The organism is Chryseobacterium oranimense (assembly GCF_900129755.1).
Lineage (GTDB): Bacteria > Bacteroidota > Bacteroidia > Flavobacteriales > Weeksellaceae > Chryseobacterium > Chryseobacterium oranimense.
In genome coordinates, this window is the sequence record NZ_FQWT01000002.1 from 331,950 (window position 1) to 352,298 (window position 20,349).

16 protein-coding genes are annotated in these 20,349 nt (G+C 39.1%); 9 read left to right on the forward strand and 7 right to left on the reverse strand.

Going from position 1 to position 20,349, the window contains the following annotated elements; translation table 11 throughout:
* Positions 1-72: 72 nt before the first annotated feature.
* Together BUB03_RS08060 and BUB03_RS08065 are read left to right on the forward strand one after the other, a co-directional pair.
* A complete protein-coding gene (locus BUB03_RS08060; protein WP_073061823.1) occupies positions 73-1,665 on the forward strand; it encodes a SulP family inorganic anion transporter in 1,593 nt (530 codons plus the stop codon).
* A gap of 46 nt (positions 1,666-1,711) precedes the next feature.
* A complete protein-coding gene (locus BUB03_RS08065; RefSeq protein ID WP_040993423.1) occupies positions 1,712-2,347 on the forward strand; it encodes a carbonic anhydrase in 636 nt (211 codons plus the stop codon).
* Between the two features lie 140 nt (positions 2,348-2,487).
* Here the strand turns inward: BUB03_RS08065 and pth are convergent, their stop codons facing one another.
* From pth to mfd, 7 genes are all read right to left on the reverse strand, one after another.
* Complete coding sequence (pth, locus tag BUB03_RS08070) at positions 2,488-3,051, reverse strand: aminoacyl-tRNA hydrolase (protein WP_073061824.1); 564 nt, start codon at positions 3,049-3,051, stop codon at positions 2,488-2,490.
* An 86-nt stretch (positions 3,052-3,137) separates the two neighbouring features.
* Complete coding sequence (locus BUB03_RS08075) at positions 3,138-4,070, reverse strand: hypothetical protein (protein WP_040993421.1); 933 nt, start codon at positions 4,068-4,070, stop codon at positions 3,138-3,140.
* Positions 4,071-4,168: 98 nt separating this feature from the next.
* Positions 4,169-5,041, reverse strand: a complete 873-nt coding sequence (locus BUB03_RS08080; protein WP_073061828.1) for a hypothetical protein — start codon at positions 5,039-5,041, stop codon at positions 4,169-4,171.
* A gap of 151 nt (positions 5,042-5,192) precedes the next feature.
* The gene (locus BUB03_RS08085) at positions 5,193-5,936 is read right to left on the reverse strand and encodes a hypothetical protein (protein WP_073061830.1); all 744 of its coding nucleotides are present in this window, start codon (positions 5,934-5,936) and stop codon (positions 5,193-5,195) included.
* A 7-nt stretch (positions 5,937-5,943) separates the two neighbouring features.
* Positions 5,944-6,759, reverse strand: a complete 816-nt coding sequence (locus tag BUB03_RS08090) for a hypothetical protein (RefSeq protein ID WP_073061832.1) — start codon at positions 6,757-6,759, stop codon at positions 5,944-5,946.
* A gap of 3 nt (positions 6,760-6,762) precedes the next feature.
* The gene (locus BUB03_RS08095) at positions 6,763-7,584 is read right to left on the reverse strand and encodes a hypothetical protein (protein ID WP_073061835.1); all 822 of its coding nucleotides are present in this window, start codon (positions 7,582-7,584) and stop codon (positions 6,763-6,765) included.
* A 356-nt stretch (positions 7,585-7,940) separates the two neighbouring features.
* Positions 7,941-11,309: a transcription-repair coupling factor gene (gene mfd, locus BUB03_RS08100; RefSeq protein ID WP_073061837.1), complete on the reverse strand. Its 3,369-nt coding sequence runs from the start codon at positions 11,307-11,309 to the stop codon at positions 7,941-7,943.
* A gap of 257 nt (positions 11,310-11,566) precedes the next feature.
* Here mfd and BUB03_RS08105 point away from each other — a divergent pair, with 257 nt between their 5' ends.
* The 7 genes from BUB03_RS08105 (at position 11,567) to BUB03_RS08135 (ending at position 20,233) form a co-directional block, all read left to right on the forward strand.
* Positions 11,567-11,959, forward strand: coding sequence for a hypothetical protein (locus BUB03_RS08105; RefSeq protein ID WP_040993416.1), 393 nt, complete (start codon positions 11,567-11,569; stop codon positions 11,957-11,959).
* Positions 11,960-12,139: 180 nt separating this feature from the next.
* On the forward strand, positions 12,140-12,388 hold the full coding sequence (locus BUB03_RS08110; RefSeq protein WP_073061840.1) for a hypothetical protein: 249 nt from the start codon (positions 12,140-12,142) through the stop codon (positions 12,386-12,388).
* Between the two features lie 128 nt (positions 12,389-12,516).
* On the forward strand, positions 12,517-14,016 hold the full coding sequence (locus tag BUB03_RS08115) for a GH3 auxin-responsive promoter family protein (RefSeq protein WP_073061842.1): 1,500 nt from the start codon (positions 12,517-12,519) through the stop codon (positions 14,014-14,016).
* 69 nt (positions 14,017-14,085) lie between these two features.
* The gene (locus BUB03_RS08120; protein ID WP_040993413.1) at positions 14,086-14,448 is read left to right on the forward strand and encodes a hypothetical protein; all 363 of its coding nucleotides are present in this window, start codon (positions 14,086-14,088) and stop codon (positions 14,446-14,448) included.
* A 93-nt stretch (positions 14,449-14,541) separates the two neighbouring features.
* Positions 14,542-15,777: an MFS transporter gene (locus tag BUB03_RS08125; RefSeq protein WP_040993412.1), complete on the forward strand. Its 1,236-nt coding sequence runs from the start codon at positions 14,542-14,544 to the stop codon at positions 15,775-15,777.
* 91 nt (positions 15,778-15,868) lie between these two features.
* The gene (locus BUB03_RS08130; protein WP_073061844.1) at positions 15,869-18,007 is read left to right on the forward strand and encodes a T9SS type B sorting domain-containing protein; all 2,139 of its coding nucleotides are present in this window, start codon (positions 15,869-15,871) and stop codon (positions 18,005-18,007) included.
* Positions 18,008-18,109: 102 nt separating this feature from the next.
* Complete coding sequence (locus BUB03_RS08135; RefSeq protein WP_073061847.1) at positions 18,110-20,233, forward strand: T9SS type B sorting domain-containing protein; 2,124 nt, start codon at positions 18,110-18,112, stop codon at positions 20,231-20,233.
* Positions 20,234-20,349 lie beyond the last annotated feature (116 nt).

The window sequence follows — 20,349 nt, forward strand, 5'->3', positions numbered from 1 at the left end:
TAAAATTTCCAATCTTTTATAATTGATTATCTAAGGACAGATCGATCGGTTATAGTATTTTTCAAAAACATCATGAAAAAAACATCATTTATAGGAGGAATCAAGGAGAATTTCCCTTCAGGACTCGTTGTATTCTTAGTTGCGCTTCCATTATGTCTCGGAATCGCTTTAGCATCAGGAGCACCGCCATTGTCCGGTGTGATCGCCGGTATAGTAGGCGGATTAGTCGTGGGATTTATCAGTAATTCAAATATATCAGTATCCGGTCCGGCCGCAGGTCTTACAGCCATTGTTTTAACGGCTATTACTGATCTGGGAGCTTTTGAACTGTTCCTTTGTGCCGGAATCATTGCCGGGCTTATCCAATTGGTTTTAGGATTTATCAGAGCCGGAAGTATTTCCAATTATTTTCCGAATAACGTTATTGAGGGAATGCTTGCCGCTATCGGGATCATTATTATTTTAAAACAAATCCCTCACGCCATGGGATTCGACAAAGATTACGAAGGGCACGAATCTATTTTTGATAACGGCCTTAATTTCGGATATTTTACAGAACTATTAGGGGCAGTACACCCGGGAGCTATCCTGGTAACACTGGTTTCGGTAGGTATTCTTATTGCCTGGGATAGAATTCCGGCTTTAAAAAGAATGAAAATGCTTCCGGGAGCACTGGTAGCAGTAGTGGCAGGAATCCTTTTAAATGAGGCATTCAAACTGTCCGGAAGCTCATTGGCGATCGGTAGCCAGCATCTGGTTTCACTACCCGTTCCACAATCATTGGATGATTTCAAAAATCTTGTTACGATGCCTGATTTTAATGGATTCACCAATCCAAAGGTATGGATAGTAGGGGCAACCATTGCCATTGTAGCTTCTATTGAAACACTGCTTTGTATTGAAGCATCAGACAGGTTGGATAAACAGAGAAGAATCACTGATACCAACCTTGAGCTTAAAGCGCAGGGAATCGGGAATCTGGTAAGCTCATTTATCGGAGGACTGCCTATGACATCCGTAGTGGTAAGAAGTTCTGCCAATGCCAATGCAGGGGCTACGTCCAAAATGTCTGCGATGATCCATGGTTTACTGCTTCTGGTCTGCGTGCTTAGTATTCCGTTTATCCTTAATTTAATTCCGCTTGCTACGCTTGCTGCGGTACTGATTCTGGTAGGATATAAACTGGCAAAACCTGCTACCTTCAAACATTTCTGGCATCTTGGTAAATTCCAGTTCATTCCGTTTGTAGCAACTGTAGTAGCCGTGGTAGCTACCGATCTTCTCAAAGGAGTAGGTATTGGTCTGGCTATTTCGATCTTCTATATCCTTCAGGGAAATATGAAACGGGCGTACTATCTGAGCAGGGAAAAGCTGGATGATGCGGACGGAATCAATATAAAGCTTGCTGAGGAGGTTTCTTTCCTAAATAAAGCAGCGATCAAAAAAACATTAAAAAACATCAAGCCCAATTCCACTGTAACCATAGATGCAAGAGGAACTTCATATATTGCCACGGACGTACTGGAAATGATCCAGGATTTCGCCAATATCAGGGCAAAAGAAGAAGACATTAACGTCGAGCTGATAGGCTTCAAAACTTCATACAAGGATTATGAAACCGATGAAGATTCTCATATCCTTATTACACACAGAAGAGCTATGTAAGCTCAAAAACCATAATTTTTAACTTCAAAAAGAATAAATCAATCATATGAAAGCACATACATACGAAACTCAATCTACTATCACCCCTGAAAAGGCATTAAACTTTTTAAAAGACGGGAACCAAAGATTTGTCAATAATCTGAAGGCCAACAGAGATCTTTTGGAACAGGTGAATGCTACACGTGAAGGGCAATGGCCATTTGCAGTCGTTTTAAGCTGTATAGACAGCCGTACTTCTGCAGAACTTATCTTCGATCAGGGATTAGGGGACATTTTCAGTATCAGAATTGCCGGTAATTTTGTCAATCAGGATATTTTAGGTTCAATGGAATTTGGCTGTAATGTTGCCGGTTCCAAGCTTGTTGTTGTTTTAGGCCATACTAAATGCGGGGCATTAAAAGGAGGTCTGGACGCAGCACAGATCCAGGAAATGGGAATGGATAACCTGAACCACTTAATTAATCATTTCGATCCAATCATTAATGAAATCATTGAGGAGGGTGAGGAGCGTTCATCAAAGAACGGTTCGCTTCTGGAAAGATTAAACCAGCAAAATGTAAGAAGCGCAATTGAAGATATCCGTAACCAAAGTTCAACGCTTAAAAAGCTGGAGGATGAAGGCAAGATTAAAATAGTCGGAGCTAATTATGACGTTGAAACAGGGGCCGTTACCTGGCTGTAAAAGATTAAAAACCTGCACATTTATTACATATACATGAAAAATCATGTTATAGTTAGATTGGAAATTAATTTTTAAAAGTGCAAAAGAAGACCATCGGATTTCTCCGATGGTCTTTATTTTAAACTCATATATCCTCTCTTCTATTTTCCGTTGAATGCAGACATCGTATTGTTGATCCCTGCAAATACAAAGGAAAGACTGGCCTTAGAGAATTTTTCAATTCTTTCGGGAAGCTTTTCGGATTCTTCTTCATTCCAGGTTCCCAGCACATAATCTACCTGGCGCCCTTCGGAAAAGTCTGCAGAAATACCGAACCTCAGCCTTGCATAATTTTGGGTATTAAGCATCTCATTAATACTCTTCAACCCGTTGTGGCCGGCATCCGAACCTTTCATCTTCATTCTTAATGTCCCGAATGGGAGGGCAAGATCATCGGTAATAATCAGTACGTTTTCCAACGGAATATTCTCTTTCTGCATCCAGAATCTTACGGCATTTCCGGACAGGTTCATATAGGTATCAGGTTTCAGAACAAAGACTTTTCGTCCTTTATACTTACCTTCTGCCATCCATCCGAAATTGGTGGTATTGAATGATGCTTCAAGTGTTTCAGCAATTTTATCAGCTACTTTAAATCCTATGTTGTGGCGTGTATTTTCGTATTCAGGCCCTTTGTTTCCAAGCCCGACTATTAAATATTTCATTGAGAAATTTTTTGCAAAATTAAGGGATAAAAAATAAAAAGCCCAATCTTACAAAAGATTGGGCGTGATATTTTAAAGATTATTTTTTAGAAAGGCTTGTAAATGTAGTTAACACCAAATCCTTTCGTCATATAAGTCTGTGGATCGTAGTTATAATTGGTCGTCCAGCTGATAGGAGACGGAATTGGAGGTAAAAGATCCGTCACAGACATCTTTTTAGGATTGTTCGGAGACAGGATATGGCTTTCTCTGTCATTCGACTCAGTTGATAAAAGCCTTGAAATTTTATATACCGTAGGAAGCAATGTAAACGGACTGATCTGAGTATCGTAATTTACAAAGTCATACGCAAACCTGCTGGTAGGTCTTCCCATTACACCTCCGGCCATAGGTCCGTAATTTCTTACTACTCTGGATACGTTATCACCTAAATAGGTATACCCTGTTTTGGAATAGCTGATATAGTCAAACGGTGTTCCGGGAGCATCAGGACCATTTTTCATGATGATAGAATCCAGCTTTGCAGTAGAAGCGTTATACTTTATCTCGTAATGGATTTTTGTTTTTCTTAAAAGAGTCTGAGGTCCTGGAGTAGTTGCCGGCGGCACAGGTGCAGGTCTTCTGAATACGGAACGGTTCTCAGAAATAATCTGCAGTTTGTCGTTTGGTCCGTATGTAAACAACTGGCTATAAGAAACGCTGTCTTTATCCAGTTTTCCATTACCATCCAGATCCAGGAAACCATTAAAGGTAATCTGGCTTACTTTGTTACCACTGTATGCAATATTGGTAATTGAAGCGCTATCTGTGATTACTCTTGTTACCAAAAGCCCACTGTATTGATATTCTGCTAATGTATCTTTGTCTGTAATTTCTCTGTATAATGCTCTAGGACCGTGAAGCCCTCCCGTATCGTTCAGATCCAATAAAGGATCCCCATCTTCGTCTAGCATGTCTTTGCAGGAATGTATTGAAGAGAATCCTGCGATTAATAAAATAAAATAGAAAAGCTGTTTCATTTCCAGGTAATTGTTTATTTTTTGACAAATATAACTTTTTTTTGAACAAAAGTTATGTTTTTATTTATATTCTAATAAAACCGATAATCAATTGGTTCTTATAAAGTTCTGTAAACATATTTCAGTATCTGATCTTTATCCGAAACAGGATAGTTATATCCATCATAAAGATACGTCATAGGTGTATTTACTGCCGGTGCAGGACTTGGCGGCATTACATATACGGATGTAGGGTTGTTGGGAGAAATTCTGTAAAAATTCTCGGGACGAACCAGGCTCCATGCTGTAAAGAAAGATTTGGGAAGTGTAGAGAAAGGATTTACTTTAGAATCATAGTTCTGGTAACTGTAAACCGTCATCTTGGCAGTAGCCATATTCGGTGCTCCTGTTCCTGTAAGTGTTCCTTTGGCACATTCTGCCTTAAAGATGTTATCCCCGTTATAGGTAAAAGTGATTTCCGTGAATAAACTGTACGCTGTATTTCCGGATACTTTTCTTTTTTCAAGAATTTTCACCAGTTTTTTACCTGTAGCATCATAAGTAAATGCATAATCACTTACGAAAGAATCTATCAATGCAGAAGCAGTCCCGGTACATGTGGCACTGTATACATTGCCTTTGCTGTCTTCACTGACACTAAAATCATAACTCGTGCTCCCGGCCAGACTTCCAATGAATTTTATTTTATTGATTTTATTATTGATATACGTTACCGTACCTGTATAATAATTATTGGTAGTTCCGTCTTTCAGCATTCCTTTCTGAAGAACAGTCCCGTTAACTGTATATTCTTCCTGAACACTATTGTTTACTGTAATCTTTTCCAAAACTCTGGCCGGAGGAGTTGGTGTATTCCCATTCCCTCCGTCATTGGCACTGGGTTCGAACTGATCATCAGAAGAATTGTTACATGAAACCATCAACCCGAAAAATATTCCGGCAACGATTTTAAAAAGATAGTTTTTTCCCATGAAAAAATATTTTAGTGAGTTGACAAATATAATTCATTTTTTTGATGAAAACGTTTACTTATTCAACAAATTCATAACAATCTGTATCTTTTTTATAAAAAAAACCTAAAAACATTTTGCTTTTAGGTTATTGTTATGATACATCCTGAAATTAATACGGTTGTAATACGGATGTTGTGAGAACAGACTGAGACATTTCATTATTCAGATAATCTGTGTTTACCGCCCTTCCGATTCCTAACGTTCCGGAATTCAGGTTCCTCTTTGTACAGGCTACTTTTACACTGTAATTGTTCTTAGGCATAAGATTCACAAGCGTTGCATTCAGGTTGAATATTTTATAACTTCCTTCGGAACCTAGTAATACATCAGTTCTGACTGCTCTTAAAGTATTATCTACAAAAATACCGCATGCAAAACCGGTAGAGGCATTGCCGTTTCCTGTTTTCTGGGCTGTAGTCTGAAAGGTAAAAGCTACTTTATTAACCGCATTGGTAATAGAAAAAGTATCTGCAGTTCCCGGAAGGACTGTCCAGGCAGAAGAAATTGCCGTCCCTTCCGCGTAAGGGCTGGTACTGCCGTTCGGAGAGGAAAAGGAGGCTCCTGTCTGGTCCGCAACAGTATTCAGTGAAAATACAGACATACTCCCCTGTCCGTCAGCAATTTTTATACTTTTCCAGTCATTTGTATTCAGCTCTGAATTATTATGAAAAATAGTTCCTGCCGCCCCGGCTGAACCTTTTAAAAGGTTTGTTCCACCTGTTCTCAGTTCTTTTCTAACGTTTAAATCCCCATTTACATCAAGCATATTAACGGGATTCGGAGTATTTACCCCAACTTGTGCAGGCATCCATGCAGCCAGCAGCAATAATGATATGATAATAATTTTTTTCATGCCTGAATTAATTTATAATAGGGTTAAACACCTGAGGGATTTCGTATACATCAACCTTCAGGGAAGACTGGGTAATAAAACTGTTGATATTGGTATCTGCATTGATTCCTATAGCCAGTACAACATCACTTGTCGTCCTGTAGGAACCCAGTCTTGAGCAGGCAACACTTACATCATGCTGTCCTTTGGAAAGATTGGCCACCATCCCGATCTGGTTATGGGTAATAAAAGTACTTGCCGCACTACTTGCCTTTAAATTTCTCTGTCTGAGGTTAACCAGTTTGTTATCTACAAAAATACCGCATGCATAATCTATGGAGATATCCGGTGTACCGTTCACGGGAAGATTAGCCTGTACCACTGTTTCAAACTGGAAATACGTCTTACTGTCGGTGCTGAACACACTGATAGGCTGAGACAGACCTGCAATTTTCTTAAACCCCGGAAGGCTGGAGATGTCCGCTCCTTTAATAAAAGCAGTATTTTTAGCAGTAATGCTTGACTGTTCACTGCTTGTAAATTTCACACCCGTTTTATCCGAGAAAGAGTTGTTGAATATCAGATAGAATTTATTCGGTTCATATTCAGGAATACGGAGTGATTTCCAGATCGGAGGATATCCTTCTCCCTGAGAAACAAGGATCTGATCGTTATTACCCTGGGATAAAGTATTGTCTACAACATTCTGAACAACCACTTTATTTCTAAGATTGACATCACCATTAACGTCCAGTTTTGCTTTTGGCGAGTCCGTGTTGATTCCCACCTGGGCAGAAAGAGACAGTCCTGCCACAAGAGACAGGATCGAAATAATATTTTTCATTAATTAATTGCTTTTATAAGTAACGTATTCAATAACATCTATCTTCATGACAGATTCAAGGGTAAATGCATTGGAAACCGTATTCACATCGGATACGTTACGCCCAACTGCAAACTGCGAGTTCAGATTTGATGTATTGATCTTTCTGCACGCCACCTCAAGTTTTTGAGCACCTACAGGAACGTTCTGTTCCGTATAATTAAGCGTGAAAATATAATCCTGGATACCTGATTTCTCTGTATTGTTATTCGAAACAACCTTATCAGGACGTACCGCTACCAATCTTCCGTTTCTGAAAACGCCGCAGGTAAAGGTAACAGACTCGGAAACTGTTGCATCCGGAGCCTTCATCTCTATTCCGGTCTGAAACTGGTACGTAAGTCTGTTTCTCCCGTTTTTAATAACAAAATTGTTTTCAAGTCCGGCAATTTTCGACCACTTTCCTTTCGATGTATCTGTAATATCATCTCCAACATTGTTTTTATAAACATTGTCTGCCGCAATACCGTTTGAAAGTGTCGTAATACCTGCTTGATCCGATGACAGATACGAATTGATCAATTTGTACTGTCCTTCTTCCATAAAGGAAATATTCAACGATTTCCAGACAGGAGGTAACCCTTCTCCCTGTGAAACCAAAACCTGGCCGTTCAGCCCTGCATCTCCGGTTTGGTCGGATGTACCGCCTACTCTAAGTTCTTTTCTTAAGGTAATTTTCCCGTTGACATCGAGAGTGGATTTGGGAGAGCTTGTCCCAATTCCCACCTGCGCGTTGGCACAGAGCGATAAAAGCCCGGCTGCGCAACAATAGATAATTTTTTTCATAATAAGGGTTGCAAAGGTATGAATTTAAATCATAAAAAACCATTTACAAGCCCGTAAATCCGTATGAATAAAGCGATTATGTTGTAGAATTTAATGCACAAAAAAGTAGAATTATTACTACAAAACATTCTTTTTTAATCTGCTTCAAAAGACCGGGATCTCCCGAACTCAATCCCAGCCGCCGGTACAAGATTATTTTTTCTCATCATATTGTGATTTTCAAATGCCTGCCAATCCATAGTCATTCATATTAATCATGGGTAAAAATCATATTTTTTTCAACAGAAAAAGGCTTTAAAAAGTAAATTTTAAAGCCTTTTTTATTTTTTAGTTATTAAAACAAATTATTTTTCTTCTTATTGATGTCCGATAATCGTCTTCAAAAGTACATTAACCTCATCCACATTTTTCACCTTTTCTTTTCTCATCATCAGCAGATTTCCTTCCTTTCCAATCTTTTCTTTAAGCTGGGCTTCTGCAGGATTCTGTGTTAAATATCTGATGATATGCCTGAACCTGTCTGTCTGATAAAACTTATCCTGAGGATTTGCAGGGAAATACCCCAGAAACACACCATTTTTCATAACAATCTTTTCAAAACCTATTTCAGCAGCCAGCCATTTCAATGCAACGCTTTTCAACAGATTTACCGCTTCTTTCGGCAACGCTCCGAAACGGTCGATCAGCTCAAGTTCAAACTGATAGAGATCCTTTTCGTTATCAATCTCTGCAATTTTCTGGTATAACAATAATCTTTCCTCTGTATTGGAAATATAGAAGTCCGGAAGCATCAGCTCGAGATCAGTATCAATATTAACATCTTTTACAGATTTGAACAGTTTCTGCCTGTCTTCTTCATTATCGAAAAGGTTTTCAAAATCTGCATCATCTTTTAATTCTTCCAAAGCTTCCTGCATCAGCTTCTGGTAAGTTTCAAACCCCATTTCATTGATAAATCCGCTTTGTTCCGCCCCAAGAAGATCTCCTGCACCCCGGATCTCAAGGTCTTTCATCGCAATCTGAAACCCGCTTCCAAGATCAGAAAACTGCTCAATAGCCTCAAGCCTTTTTCTGGCGTCGGAAGTCATCATATCATACGGAGGTGTAATAAGGTAGCAGAAAGCCTTTCTGTTACTTCGCCCCACTCTTCCTCTCATCTGGTGAAGATCTGCCATCCCGAACCTTTGGGCATCATTAATGAATATGGTATTGGCATTAGGTACATCCACGCCACTTTCGACGATTGTTGTAGAAACAAGAACATCATATTTGCCTTCCATAAAATCAAGGACATTTTTTTCGAGCTGTTTACCCTCCATTTGTCCATGCCCGGTAATGACCCTGGCATCCGGGACAAGTCTCTGGATAAGTCCGGCAATATCCTTAAGGTTTTCAATCCTGTTGTTGATGAAATACACCTGCCCGTCTCTCTGTAATTCATAAGACACGGCATCTCTTAAGATCTCTTCATTAAACCCGATCAGCTGTGTATCAACAGGCTGCCTGTTCGGCGGCGGAGTTTTTATAACCGAAAGATCCCTTGCAGCCATCAGGGAAAACTGAAGTGTCCTTGGGATAGGAGTAGCCGTCAGGGTGAGAGTGTCTACATTATTTTTCAGTGTTTTCAGTTTATCTTTTACAGAGACTCCGAATTTATGCTCTTCATCGATGATCAGAAGCCCAAGATCTTTAAACTTAACGGAACTGCCTACCAACTGGTGCGTTCCGATAATAATATCTACTTTTCCATTTTTCAGTCCCTCCAATGCTTCCGCTTTCTGTTTGGCTGTTCTGAATCTGTTCACATAAGAAACATTAACGGGAAAATCCTTTAGTCTTTCCTTAAAACTTCTGTAATGCTGAAACGCAAGAATAGTTGTAGGAACCAATACAGCCACCTGTTTTCCGTCTGTTGCAGCTTTAAATGCAGCCCGGATAGCCACTTCCGTTTTTCCAAAACCAACGTCACCGCAAACCAGCCTGTCCATTACCGTATCTGCTTCCATGTCCCGTTTTACATCAATCGTAGCTTTTTCCTGGTCTGGAGTATCTTCATAGATAAAACTGGCTTCAAGTTCATTCTGAAGATAGGAATCCGGTGTATAGGCAAAACCTTTTGCTGTTTTCCTTTCCGCATACAGCCTGATCAGGTCGAAGGCGATCTGCTTTACTTTAGCTTTTGTTTTCTGCTTCAGAGATTTCCATGCGGGGGAACCAAGTTTACTCAGGACAATTTCTTTTCCGTCAGGACCGTTATATTTTGAAATCTTATGAAGTGAGTGGATACTTACATATAATAAGTCGCCGTTTTTGTATGTCAGCTTAAAACATTCCTGTATCTTCCCGTCGTTATTCACCTTTACAAGTCCCATGAATTTCCCTATTCCATGATCAATGTGGGCAATGTAATCCCCGACTTTCAGTGACATCAGGTCTTTCAGGGTAAGCTGCTCGGATTTTGCAAAGGTATTTTTTGCTTTATACCTCTGATAACGGTCAAAGATCTGGTGATCCGTATAGACCAGAATTTTGTGTCCGTTATCTACAAACCCTTCATGCAGTTCAGATTTGAAGCTTTTAAAAGGAAGTTCATGTTCCAGTTCTTCAAATATGGACTCGAGTCTCTCTTTTTGCTTTTCGGTAGAAAAAGAGATCCAGGTATCGAAGCCTTCCGCCTGCTTTTCTTCAATATTTTCTATCAGCAGCTCAAAATTTTTATGAAAAGAAGGCTGCGGAAGCTGTTCCAGCTTTATTTCTGTGGTTTCTTTAAGACCTTCAATAGGAATACTGGCAAAATCAATAGTTTTAAATTTCTTAATGTCAAACAGAAAATCCTGATCTGAAATAAAGAGTTCCTGCGGTGTTCTGTGGGCAATATCTTTATTTAAGGTATCATATTTTTCTAATGATTTTTCATAAAAAGTTCTGATTTTCTGCATTCCGACAGCTCCATTTCTGGAAACCACAAAACTTTCATTAGGCAGCAGCTGTAGTAATGAAACCCGTGTCCCCGTTACCGAAAAATTCATATTGGAAACCAGTTGAAAATCCTTTACTTTATCTATGGAAAGCTGCGTTTCAATATCAAATGTTTTGATATTTTCCACCTCATTTCCAAAGAAGGTAATCCGGTAAGGTTTCTCGTTAGAGTATGAAAACACATCAACTATTCCTCCCCTTACAGAAAACTCTCCCGGCTCAGATACAAAATCTGCCTGCTGAAAACTGTAGTGGTTCAGCAGCTCGTCCACAAAATCAAAATCCAGCTGATCGCCAACTTTTATATGATGAGAGATTGCTTTAAAATCTTCCTTTTTCAATACCTTTTCAGACAATGCACCGGTGTAGGCTACAATCACTTTAGGAGCTTTTCCGGAATTGATCTTATTTAAAACTTCCGTACGAAGCACAAGATTGGCATTCTGGGTTTTTTCTACCTGGTAAGGTTCAAGATGGGTTGCCGGAAAATAAAGCACTTTATCTTTTCCCAACAGATCTTCCATCTCCGTATTGGCATACAGCGCATCTTCTTTATCATCTACCAGATAAAGGACAGTCTTCTTCTGTGTTAAAAAAAGTTCAGCAACAAAAATGGAAACCGAAGATCCAGCGCTTCCCTTTACGGAAATATGCTGGCTTTTTTCCAACTGGGTGAAGATTTCTTTTCCAAATTCTTTCTGAAGCAGGTCGGGAAGGAATTTTTCGTGAATAGGTTTTAGCTGCATAAAATAGTAGTAATATGAACGACAAAAGCGATTTCGGAAGTTTCCGAAACCGTTTATCTGATAACAAAGATAAGGATATTTTTTTCTTTCCTCACAAACAGGAGATTGCAGAAAATACAAGCTAATACCACATTTACATACCCAAATCTTAATTTTTTACCAATTTATTTAATTAAAAGTTAAAAAAATACCAATAATCCGGCATGGCATGGTGTTTGAAAATTCCACCTTATCAAACTTTTTAAAAAAATAAGATTATGAAAAAAGCAATCAGAACTTTAGGAATTTTTATGCTGGTATTTGTTGCCGCATTATCTTTTGCATCGTGCAGCAGTGATGATGATCCTGTAAACAATGATTTTTTTGCGGGAACCTATAAGGGAAGCATCTCGTATAATGACGGATCTACCAACAACAGTACAGATAACGGAAGTGTATTTGTAACTAAGATCGCCAGCGGCACAAAATATAATTTTGCGTTTTCGAACGGCATTCCGGATCTTAACGGAGTGGAATTTCAACAGCAGGGTGACCACACTCTTGTAATGGTTGGCTCAAGCGCCACATCTTACATCAGAATTGACAATAATGAATTGAAAATTCTATACATGAAGGATGGTAAAACATGGACAGCCAACTGTACACGTTAAATCAACTATTCATACTTATAATGAAAGTCTGCCTCTTCAATGGAGCAGGCTTTTCTTATTTTAACAGACTGAGTTTAAGTTTTTTTTAAGCAGTAATAAACTTTAGTTAAGGATTGAAATTACTGATTTTTCAGCCTGTTTTTTGTATACCTTTACTCAAGAAAAACAAACAGTACTCTCATGAAAAAATTTTTAACAGCAATGTCTCTGGCCCTAGGACTAGGATTTGCAACCGCACAGCAAACTGCTCCGGCTACCTCTGCAGCCCCTCATCAAACTACTGCAAAAACAGTAAAAGCTCCTGCAGTAAACACTACAAAACCTGCAGCTAAAATGAAAAAGGACGGAACACCGGACAAAAGGTACAAAGAAAACAAACACCTTAAAAAAGACGGCACTCCAGATAAGAGGTACAAAGTAAACAAGTAAACTTTAACATATAGTTGTTATTTTCATAATCAAATTTCGAGAACCGGTGAACTCATTCACCGGTTTTTTTGTGGCATATCCTGTTGAAAAATAATTTTATATTCTGTACTTATTTATAAATTTGAGGCATGTTAAATTTCTTCAAGAAAAATGTAGCACTGGCCTGGGCAAAAAAACATGTTCAGAAAACAGGGGAATTCAAAAAAAACTCAGTGAGAAATCAGGAGGCTCTTTTGCTGTCTTTAGTTAAAACAGCTCAGAAAACTCTTTTTGGAAGGGAGCATGATTTTGAAAACATTCATTCTATAGAGGATTTCCAAAACAAAGTACCTGTTTCTGACTATGAGGATCTGAAACCTTACATTGAAAGAGTAAAAAAGGGACAAGCGAATATTCTCTGGACCGAAACTCCTGAATATTTTGCTAAAACTTCAGGAACCACTTCAGGCTCAAAATACATTCCTATTTCTAAAGAAGGAATGCCGTTTCAGGTGGCAGGAGCACAAAGTGCATTATTCCATTATATCGCCCGGAAAAACAATGCAGATTTTGTAAACGGAAAAATGATCTTCCTGCAGGGAAGCCCTGAATTACAGGAAAATTTCGGCATAAAAACAGGCCGGCTTTCAGGAATTGTAGCACACCATATTCCTAAATATCTTCAAAAAAACCGTTTACCAAGCTGGGAAACCAATATGATGGAAGATTGGGAAGCCAAGGTAGATAAGATTATCGAGGAAACGGAACATGAAAACATGACCCTGATTTCCGGAATCCCACCATGGCTGGTGATGTATTTTGAAAAGCTTACAGAAAAACACGGAAAGAAGATCAAACAGCTTTTCCCTAACCTGCAGCTTCTTGTTACCGGAGGGGTCAACTATGAACCTTACCGTGATAAAATGAATGATCTTCTTGGCGGAAAGGTTGATATTATACAGACTTTTCCCGCTTCTGAAGGCTTTTTTGCTTTTCAGGATGATTATACGAAAGAAGGATTGCTTCTTTTAACGGATCACGGGATATTTTATGAATTCATCCCTTTGGAAGAATATGGAAAACCTGACGCCCGGAGGCTCACTTTAAAAGATGTGGAACTTAATAAGGACTACGCACTGATTCTTACTACGAATTCCGGATTGTGGGCCTATTCAATAGGTGATGTCGTAAGGTTTATTGATAAGGATCCGTACAGAATTCTGGTAAGCGGAAGAACAAAGCATTTCACCTCTGCTTTCGGAGAGCACGTAATTGCCTTCGAAGTGGAAGAAGCCATGAAAGCCACACTGGAAAAACATGCAGCTCAAATTACAGAATTTCACCTTGCCCCGCAGGTAAATCCGTCAGAAGGGCTTCCTTATCATGAATGGCTGATAGAATTTGAAAAAAAACCGGAGGATTTAGAGTTATTCAGGGAGGAACTGGATCGCCAGCTGCGTGCAAGAAATACTTATTATGATGATCTTATTACAGGAAACATTCTTCAGCCTCTTATCATTACAACCCTGAAAAAGAACGCTTTCCATGAGTATGCCAAATCACAGGGAAAGCTGGGAGGCCAAAATAAAATCCCAAGACTTGCGAATGATAGAAAAATTGCGGATCAATTAGAAATTTACAAACTTTAAAGATATTTTTTCAATTCCAAAAACATATATTCGAAAAAAATTATAAATTTGAAAAAATAAAAAATAATAATGAGAGCATCTGTACTTTTAAAATCATCTTTACTAACATCTTTATTTGTCATTTCATCATGTGCCACCACAAAATACAGCGAGGATATTTCAAAAAACAATTATTCTAATTTACAGGCTGGAAAAATGTATGTTGTTACCATGAAAGATGGTTCTCCGAAAAAGAAAATGCTATTCCGAAATATTGACGGCGACAACCTCATCGGAACTGCAGGCAAAAAGGATAGTGCAGAGGTAATTATTCCTAAATCTAATGTAGCTGCTGTAAAAGACAGATCTAAAGCCAGAGTAACAGCAGGTGCAACTGTAATTGGAGCAGCGGGTGTTGCAGCTATTGTGATCAGTGCATTGAGAGCAGACTAAAATAGATTTTATCTTTCGGGACTTATTTGATTTATCATTTAAAAAACCAATATATTGACAGCCTTAAATGAATATTTAGGGCTATTTTTGTGCATGATTTCCTTTACACCGTTAAAAACATTGCAAAATGTTGAATTCAGGAATCTTCTTACGGGAAGATTTTTTATTGTTTTAGCCTTCAGAATGCTCGCAACTTTACTAGGATGGTGGGTGTATCAGTTAACAAAAGATCCTTTTTCAATTGGCCTTATCGGGCTTTCAGAAGTTATTCCTGCGGTAAGCTGTGCTTTATACGCCGGCCATGTTATTGACATGAATGAAAAAAAACGGCTGTTGCTGATCTGTAATTATGCTTATATTTTCCTGATCGGCCTACTTCTGATTCCTGCATTTTTCAATGTAGAAATGCACTTTAATGGTCATGAAATCACTTATTTCATATATGGTGTTATCTTTTTCACAGGAATTGCCCGGGCTTTCATCGGGCCTATTGTTCCTTCTATGATTCCAAAGATTGTAAAGAAGGAAAACCTTCCGAATGCGGTAACCCTGAACCAGGCCACCTTCCTGATTTCTTCCGTATGCGGACATGCTGTAGGAGGGCTTCTCATAGGCTATTTCGGGGTAAAATGGACCCTCGTTGTGATCATTTCTTTAATATTTGTCGCATCATTATTTTTCTGGCAGCTAAAACAGCAGCATTCTGAATACAAAAAGGAGAATGTGAATGTTGTGGAAAGCATGCGTGAAGGAATTTCATATATTTTTAAAACAAAAGAGATTTTAGGGGCACTATGCCTGGATATGTTTGCCGTTCTTTTTGGAGGAGCCGTTGCCATGATTCCGGTATTTGCCACTGATATTTTAGATGCAGGAGCGGAAGGTTTCGGTCTTCTGAATGCAGCTTCCGATATAGGTTCCATGTGTATTATCACTTTGCTGGCACTTGTTCCGTTAAGAAAAAACCAGGGGAAAATCCTTCTTATTGTGGTTGCCGGTTTTGGGCTCTGCATTATTGGTTTCGGCCTATCCAAACTTTACTGGCTATCCTTTATGTTCCTTGTTATGAGTGGAATGCTTGATGGCATTTCGGTGGTCATCAGGGGAACTATTGTACAGCTGAAAACACCTGATCATATCCGCGGACGTGTACTAAGTGTTAACTCCATATTTATCATGTCCAGTAATGAAATGGGGCAGTTTGAGAGCGGCCTGATGGCAAAATTACTAGGCGTAGTACGGTCTGTAGTCTTCGGGGGAAGTATGACGGTATTGGTAGCTCTTCTTGTGGCAGGTACAAATCCCAAGCTGAGAAAAATGAATTATTAAACAATAATATCCCATTTCTATTAAATATATCACAAAAACTTTAATTTAACTTTAATAATTTTTTATATTTGTCTTTTTTAAATCCCCCTTTATGAAAAAAGCATTACTCGTTTTTCTAATCATCTGCTCACGCATCCTATATGCCCAATCAGATTGTATTAGTGCAATATCTATCTGCGGAAACTCGGATATCTCTTATACACCATCAGGACCGGGAAATGTTCTGGAAGGCATCGGTGTCAATTCATGCCTGAGTGACACTGAAAATGAGCACTTTTCGGTATGGTATAGCTTTACGGCATCAACTTCAGGTACACTTGCATTTACAATTAATCCTAACGTTGATACTGATGACTATGATTTCGCTGTTTATGGTCCTACTACAAACGGCTGTACTTCTTTGAATACCAGTAACATTTTTGTAACACCAGTTAGATGTAACTTCTGGGGTACAGGTAGTTCTCAGGGGAATACAGGTTTGTCATTAACTATACCTCCACCTCCACCTCCAAACACAAACGGAAGTGCAGGAAACCAAGACGAATGGAGCCCTTACCTAGTAGTACAGGCTGGAGAAACATATTATCTCGTTGTGGATAACTACAGAAGTTCTGCAAACGGATTCTCACTGACATGGACAGGTACTGCAAGTTTAAGTTCCGCATTCAACGATCCTTCTTTGGCACCATATCCATTTGTTACTCCGGGACTCCCTGCTGCAAACCCTGCCGATCCGAATGAAGTGACGGTATGTTCACTTGCTACACCATTTAATTTTGCCTCATTAAGTGCAGGAATTGTTAATGGTAACAGTGCAAATTTTAAAGTAACTTATCATAAAAATACCAATGACGCTATCACAGGAGGAAATCCTGTTACGTCAGAAATAGTGAGCCTTACACAAGTTTACTATTATAGAATTGTATATCAGGACCCCGCGAACCCAACAAACCCTATGAACGGTTGTTTTATTACAGGGAAATTTAAATTCAGGGACGGCAGTTTTACTTTAAATAATGCTACGCTTACCAGCTGTAGCAATGACGGTGCGGGTACAGCAATGTTTGATCTTACTACAGCCGCTATAGGAGCGGGACCAACCCATACGTTAAAGTATTATCCTACAATGTTTGACCTGAACGCAGGGACCAATGAGATTACAAGTCCTGCTATATATCAGTTTGTTTCAGCTCAGGGAAAAATATTTGTCAAAGCAACCAATGAATTCGGATGTACGGCAACAGCTGAAATTACCCTTAAATTCCACCCACTGGTACCGGTAACTGATGCTTCTTTAAGATCTTGCTTCCTTGAAAGCAACCCTTCACTGGGAACATTCAACCTAAGCAATGCTACAGTAACGACTTTAACAGGAGCTACTAAAAAATATTATCCTTCTTTAACAGATGCAGTAAACGGAACGAATGAAATTCTAAGCTTCCTTGCTTACACTGCACCATCAGGAGTGATCTATGTAAAAGTATTTAATGCACAGGGATGTTATTCAATCGCAAAAGTAACATTAACTGTACTTTCTCCGGTATATTCAACTGTGCTTCAGGATAAAATTATCTGTGTTGAAGATAAAACGACACTGGATGCAGGTCCGGGATTCAACGGATACGAATGGAGCACAGGAGCTACAACCCAGTCTATTACTAACGTAGGTGTAGGAACCTATTGGGTGAAATTAAAGACCGGAGACTGTATTACCTTACAAAATGTAAAAGTGTACGCTTCCGAGCAGCCTGTTGTTTCAAGCATTGATATTGCCAACACTTCTATAACCGTAAATGTTATCGGAGGAACTCCTGCATACAAATATTCTATGGATAATATTAACTGGCAGGATTCCAACGTATTCACCAATGTTTCAAGAGGAGATCATACAGTATATGTAAAAGATGCTTACGACTGTGAACCTATTGATATAACAGTTGTAGTTCCTAACCTTATTAATGTGATTACTCCAAACGGAGATGGCATAAATGACGTGATAGACTACTCAGCATTATCAGGAAAGCAAAGTCTTGTATTGAGTATTTTCGACAGATACGGAACAAAAATCCACCAGGCCGATAAAACCAACGGATTCAAGTGGGACGGAACGGTAGCCGGTAAAAAAGTTCCTACAGGAACCTACTGGTATTCTGTAACATGGAATGAAAATGATAAAAAGAACACTCCATTCAAGTTCTCAGGATGGGTAATGGTAAAAAACAGAGAATAATATTTCTTATCAAAACAAAAACCGCTCTCCGGGGCGGTTTTTTTAACATAAATGCTGATAACTTATTTACTCAAATCTTGTTTCACAAAAATCATTTTAAACATGAAAAAAACATTACTTCTTTTAATCTTATTTATAGCACAGATTTTCTATGCGCAGTCTGATTGTGTCACGGCAATCCCTCTCTGCGGAAATTCTGAGCTCTCATACACCCCTTCAGGACATGGAAATATTGCGGAGAACCTGTCAACAAACGGATGTCTGGGAAGAAGCGAAAACTTCTCAGTATGGTATACTTTTACTGTTGCAACACCCGGAACTCTAACATTCGTTATTGACCCCAATGTTGATTCCGATGACTATGATTTCGCAGTATATGGACCTACCAGCAATGGATGTTCTTCTTTACAGACGGGGAATAACGTTTTTGTAACTCCACTCAGATGTAACTATAACGGAAGTACACCAACCGGAAACACCGGACTTACCCTTACTTTACCTCCACCTCCACCTCCCAACACGAACGGAAATGCCGGAAACTCAGCGGAATGGAGCCCTTATATGCAGGTACAAGCCGGAGAAACTTATTATCTGGTTGTAGACAATTTCAGAAGTTCTCCTGACGGATTTAAAATGACATGGGGTGGTACCGCTACCCTGAGTTCAGCATTTAACGATCCTGTTCTGGCACCTAACCCATTCCTGCCACCTGGTATCCCGGGAGCTAACCCTGATGATCCTTCAACGGTTATGGTATGCGGACTTCCTTCACAGTTTAACTTTGCCACTCTTACACCTGGCATTATTAATGGTAACAATCCTAATTTCCAGGTTACCTACCATGACAACGTCAATGATGTTATCACAGGAGAAGACCCACTTACCATTGCTACTGTGAATGGGACAACAACTTATTACTACAGAATCCGATATTTTGACCCTGACAACCCGAATAGCGTTATCAACAAATGTTTCATCAGTGGTAAATTTAAATTTGTAAATGCCAGCATCACAGCTAAAAATGCAACTATTTTTGCATGTAACAACAACAGCGAGGGCACAGGAAAATTTGATCTGACCACAGCAGATGTATTTACCGGAACGGTTACGAAAAAATACTATCCTACCCTGGCTGACCTGAATGCTGATACCAATGAGATTACCAACCCTACCGCCTATATTTCACCTGAGAAAATAGTATATGTTAAAGTAATTTCCGCATTCGGATGTACAGCTACAGCAGCTATTACATTATCATTTCATCCGGTAGTCACATTGAAAGATGCGGTAATGGAAGAGTGCTATATTGAAAATGATGTTACGCAGGCTAAGTTTGACCTGACACAAGCTGACGTAGGAGCAGTAGCAGGGCAAACAAAGGCATTCTACAAAACATTAAATGATGCCCAGGCAGAAACCAATCCAATCACTCCTCAGACTGCTTATATCACTTCAAGCACTGAAGTTTATGTAAGAGTAACCAGCGCCAATCAGTGTTATGATATTGCCAAGATCACGTTAAAAGTTCTTCCTCCTGTAAAATCTGCAGTCCTGAAAGATAAAACAATCTGTGCTGAAGATAAAACAACATTGGATGCCGGACCTGGATTTGACGGATACGAATGGAGCACAGGTGATACTACACAATCTATCAACAATGCAGGAATAGGAATTTACTGGGTAAAACTGAAAACAGGAAAATGCTTCACGCTTCAGACTGTCACAGTTTACGCATCTTCACAACCGGTAATCGCCAGCGTAGACATCAGCAACAATACGATCACAGTGAATGCTTCAGGAGGAACTCCACCATACATGTATTCTATTGACGGTACCAACTGGCAAACAACAAATACATTCAGCGGACTTCCTAGAGGAGAAAACAAAATCTTCCTGAAGGATTCTTATGACTGTACTCCAGTACAGATCACAGTTACTGTACCGAACCTGATTAATGCCATCACTCCAAACGGAGATAAGGTAAATGACGAGATCGACTATTCAGCTCTGGCTTATAAGAAAAATCTTGTATTTATTGTTTATGACAGATACGGAAACAAGCTTTACGAAGCTAATAAAATGAGAGACTATAAGTGGGACGGAACTGCTTCCGGCAAGAAGATTCCTACCGGAACTTACTGGTATACAATCTCATGGAACGAGAACGATAAAAACAGTACTGAAACCAAATATTCAGGATGGATATTGGTAAAAAATAAAGAATAAGCTATTCTTCACATCCCAAAAAAGACTGTCGTAACCGACAGTCTTTTTTTATTCACCTTTTATCAATCATACATAAAAACATTTTCATCTTAATGGAGATTACTTATTGAAATTTT

Bases quoted from the DNA above. Each gene is read 5' to 3' on its own strand.
- BUB03_RS08060 (WP_073061823.1), top strand. From the start codon at position 73: ATGAAAAAAACATCATTTATAGGAGGAATCAAGGAGAATTTCCCTTCA.
- BUB03_RS08065 (WP_040993423.1), top strand. From the start codon at position 1,712: ATGAAAGCACATACATACGAAACTCAATCTACTATCACCCCTGAAAAG.
- pth (WP_073061824.1), bottom strand. From the start codon at position 3,051: ATGAAATATTTAATAGTCGGGCTTGGAAACAAAGGGCCTGAATACGAA.
- BUB03_RS08075 (WP_040993421.1), bottom strand. From the start codon at position 4,070: ATGAAACAGCTTTTCTATTTTATTTTATTAATCGCAGGATTCTCTTCA.
- BUB03_RS08080 (WP_073061828.1), bottom strand. From the start codon at position 5,041: ATGGGAAAAAACTATCTTTTTAAAATCGTTGCCGGAATATTTTTCGGG.
- BUB03_RS08085 (WP_073061830.1), bottom strand. From the start codon at position 5,936: ATGAAAAAAATTATTATCATATCATTATTGCTGCTGGCTGCATGGATG.
- BUB03_RS08090 (WP_073061832.1), bottom strand. From the start codon at position 6,759: ATGAAAAATATTATTTCGATCCTGTCTCTTGTGGCAGGACTGTCTCTT.
- BUB03_RS08095 (WP_073061835.1), bottom strand. From the start codon at position 7,584: ATGAAAAAAATTATCTATTGTTGCGCAGCCGGGCTTTTATCGCTCTGT.
- mfd (WP_073061837.1), bottom strand. From the start codon at position 11,309: ATGCAGCTAAAACCTATTCACGAAAAATTCCTTCCCGACCTGCTTCAG.
- BUB03_RS08105 (WP_040993416.1), top strand. From the start codon at position 11,567: ATGAAAAAAGCAATCAGAACTTTAGGAATTTTTATGCTGGTATTTGTT.
- BUB03_RS08110 (WP_073061840.1), top strand. From the start codon at position 12,140: ATGAAAAAATTTTTAACAGCAATGTCTCTGGCCCTAGGACTAGGATTT.
- BUB03_RS08115 (WP_073061842.1), top strand. From the start codon at position 12,517: ATGTTAAATTTCTTCAAGAAAAATGTAGCACTGGCCTGGGCAAAAAAA.
- BUB03_RS08120 (WP_040993413.1), top strand. From the start codon at position 14,086: ATGAGAGCATCTGTACTTTTAAAATCATCTTTACTAACATCTTTATTT.
- BUB03_RS08125 (WP_040993412.1), top strand. From the start codon at position 14,542: ATGATTTCCTTTACACCGTTAAAAACATTGCAAAATGTTGAATTCAGG.
- BUB03_RS08130 (WP_073061844.1), top strand. From the start codon at position 15,869: ATGAAAAAAGCATTACTCGTTTTTCTAATCATCTGCTCACGCATCCTA.
- BUB03_RS08135 (WP_073061847.1), top strand. From the start codon at position 18,110: ATGAAAAAAACATTACTTCTTTTAATCTTATTTATAGCACAGATTTTC.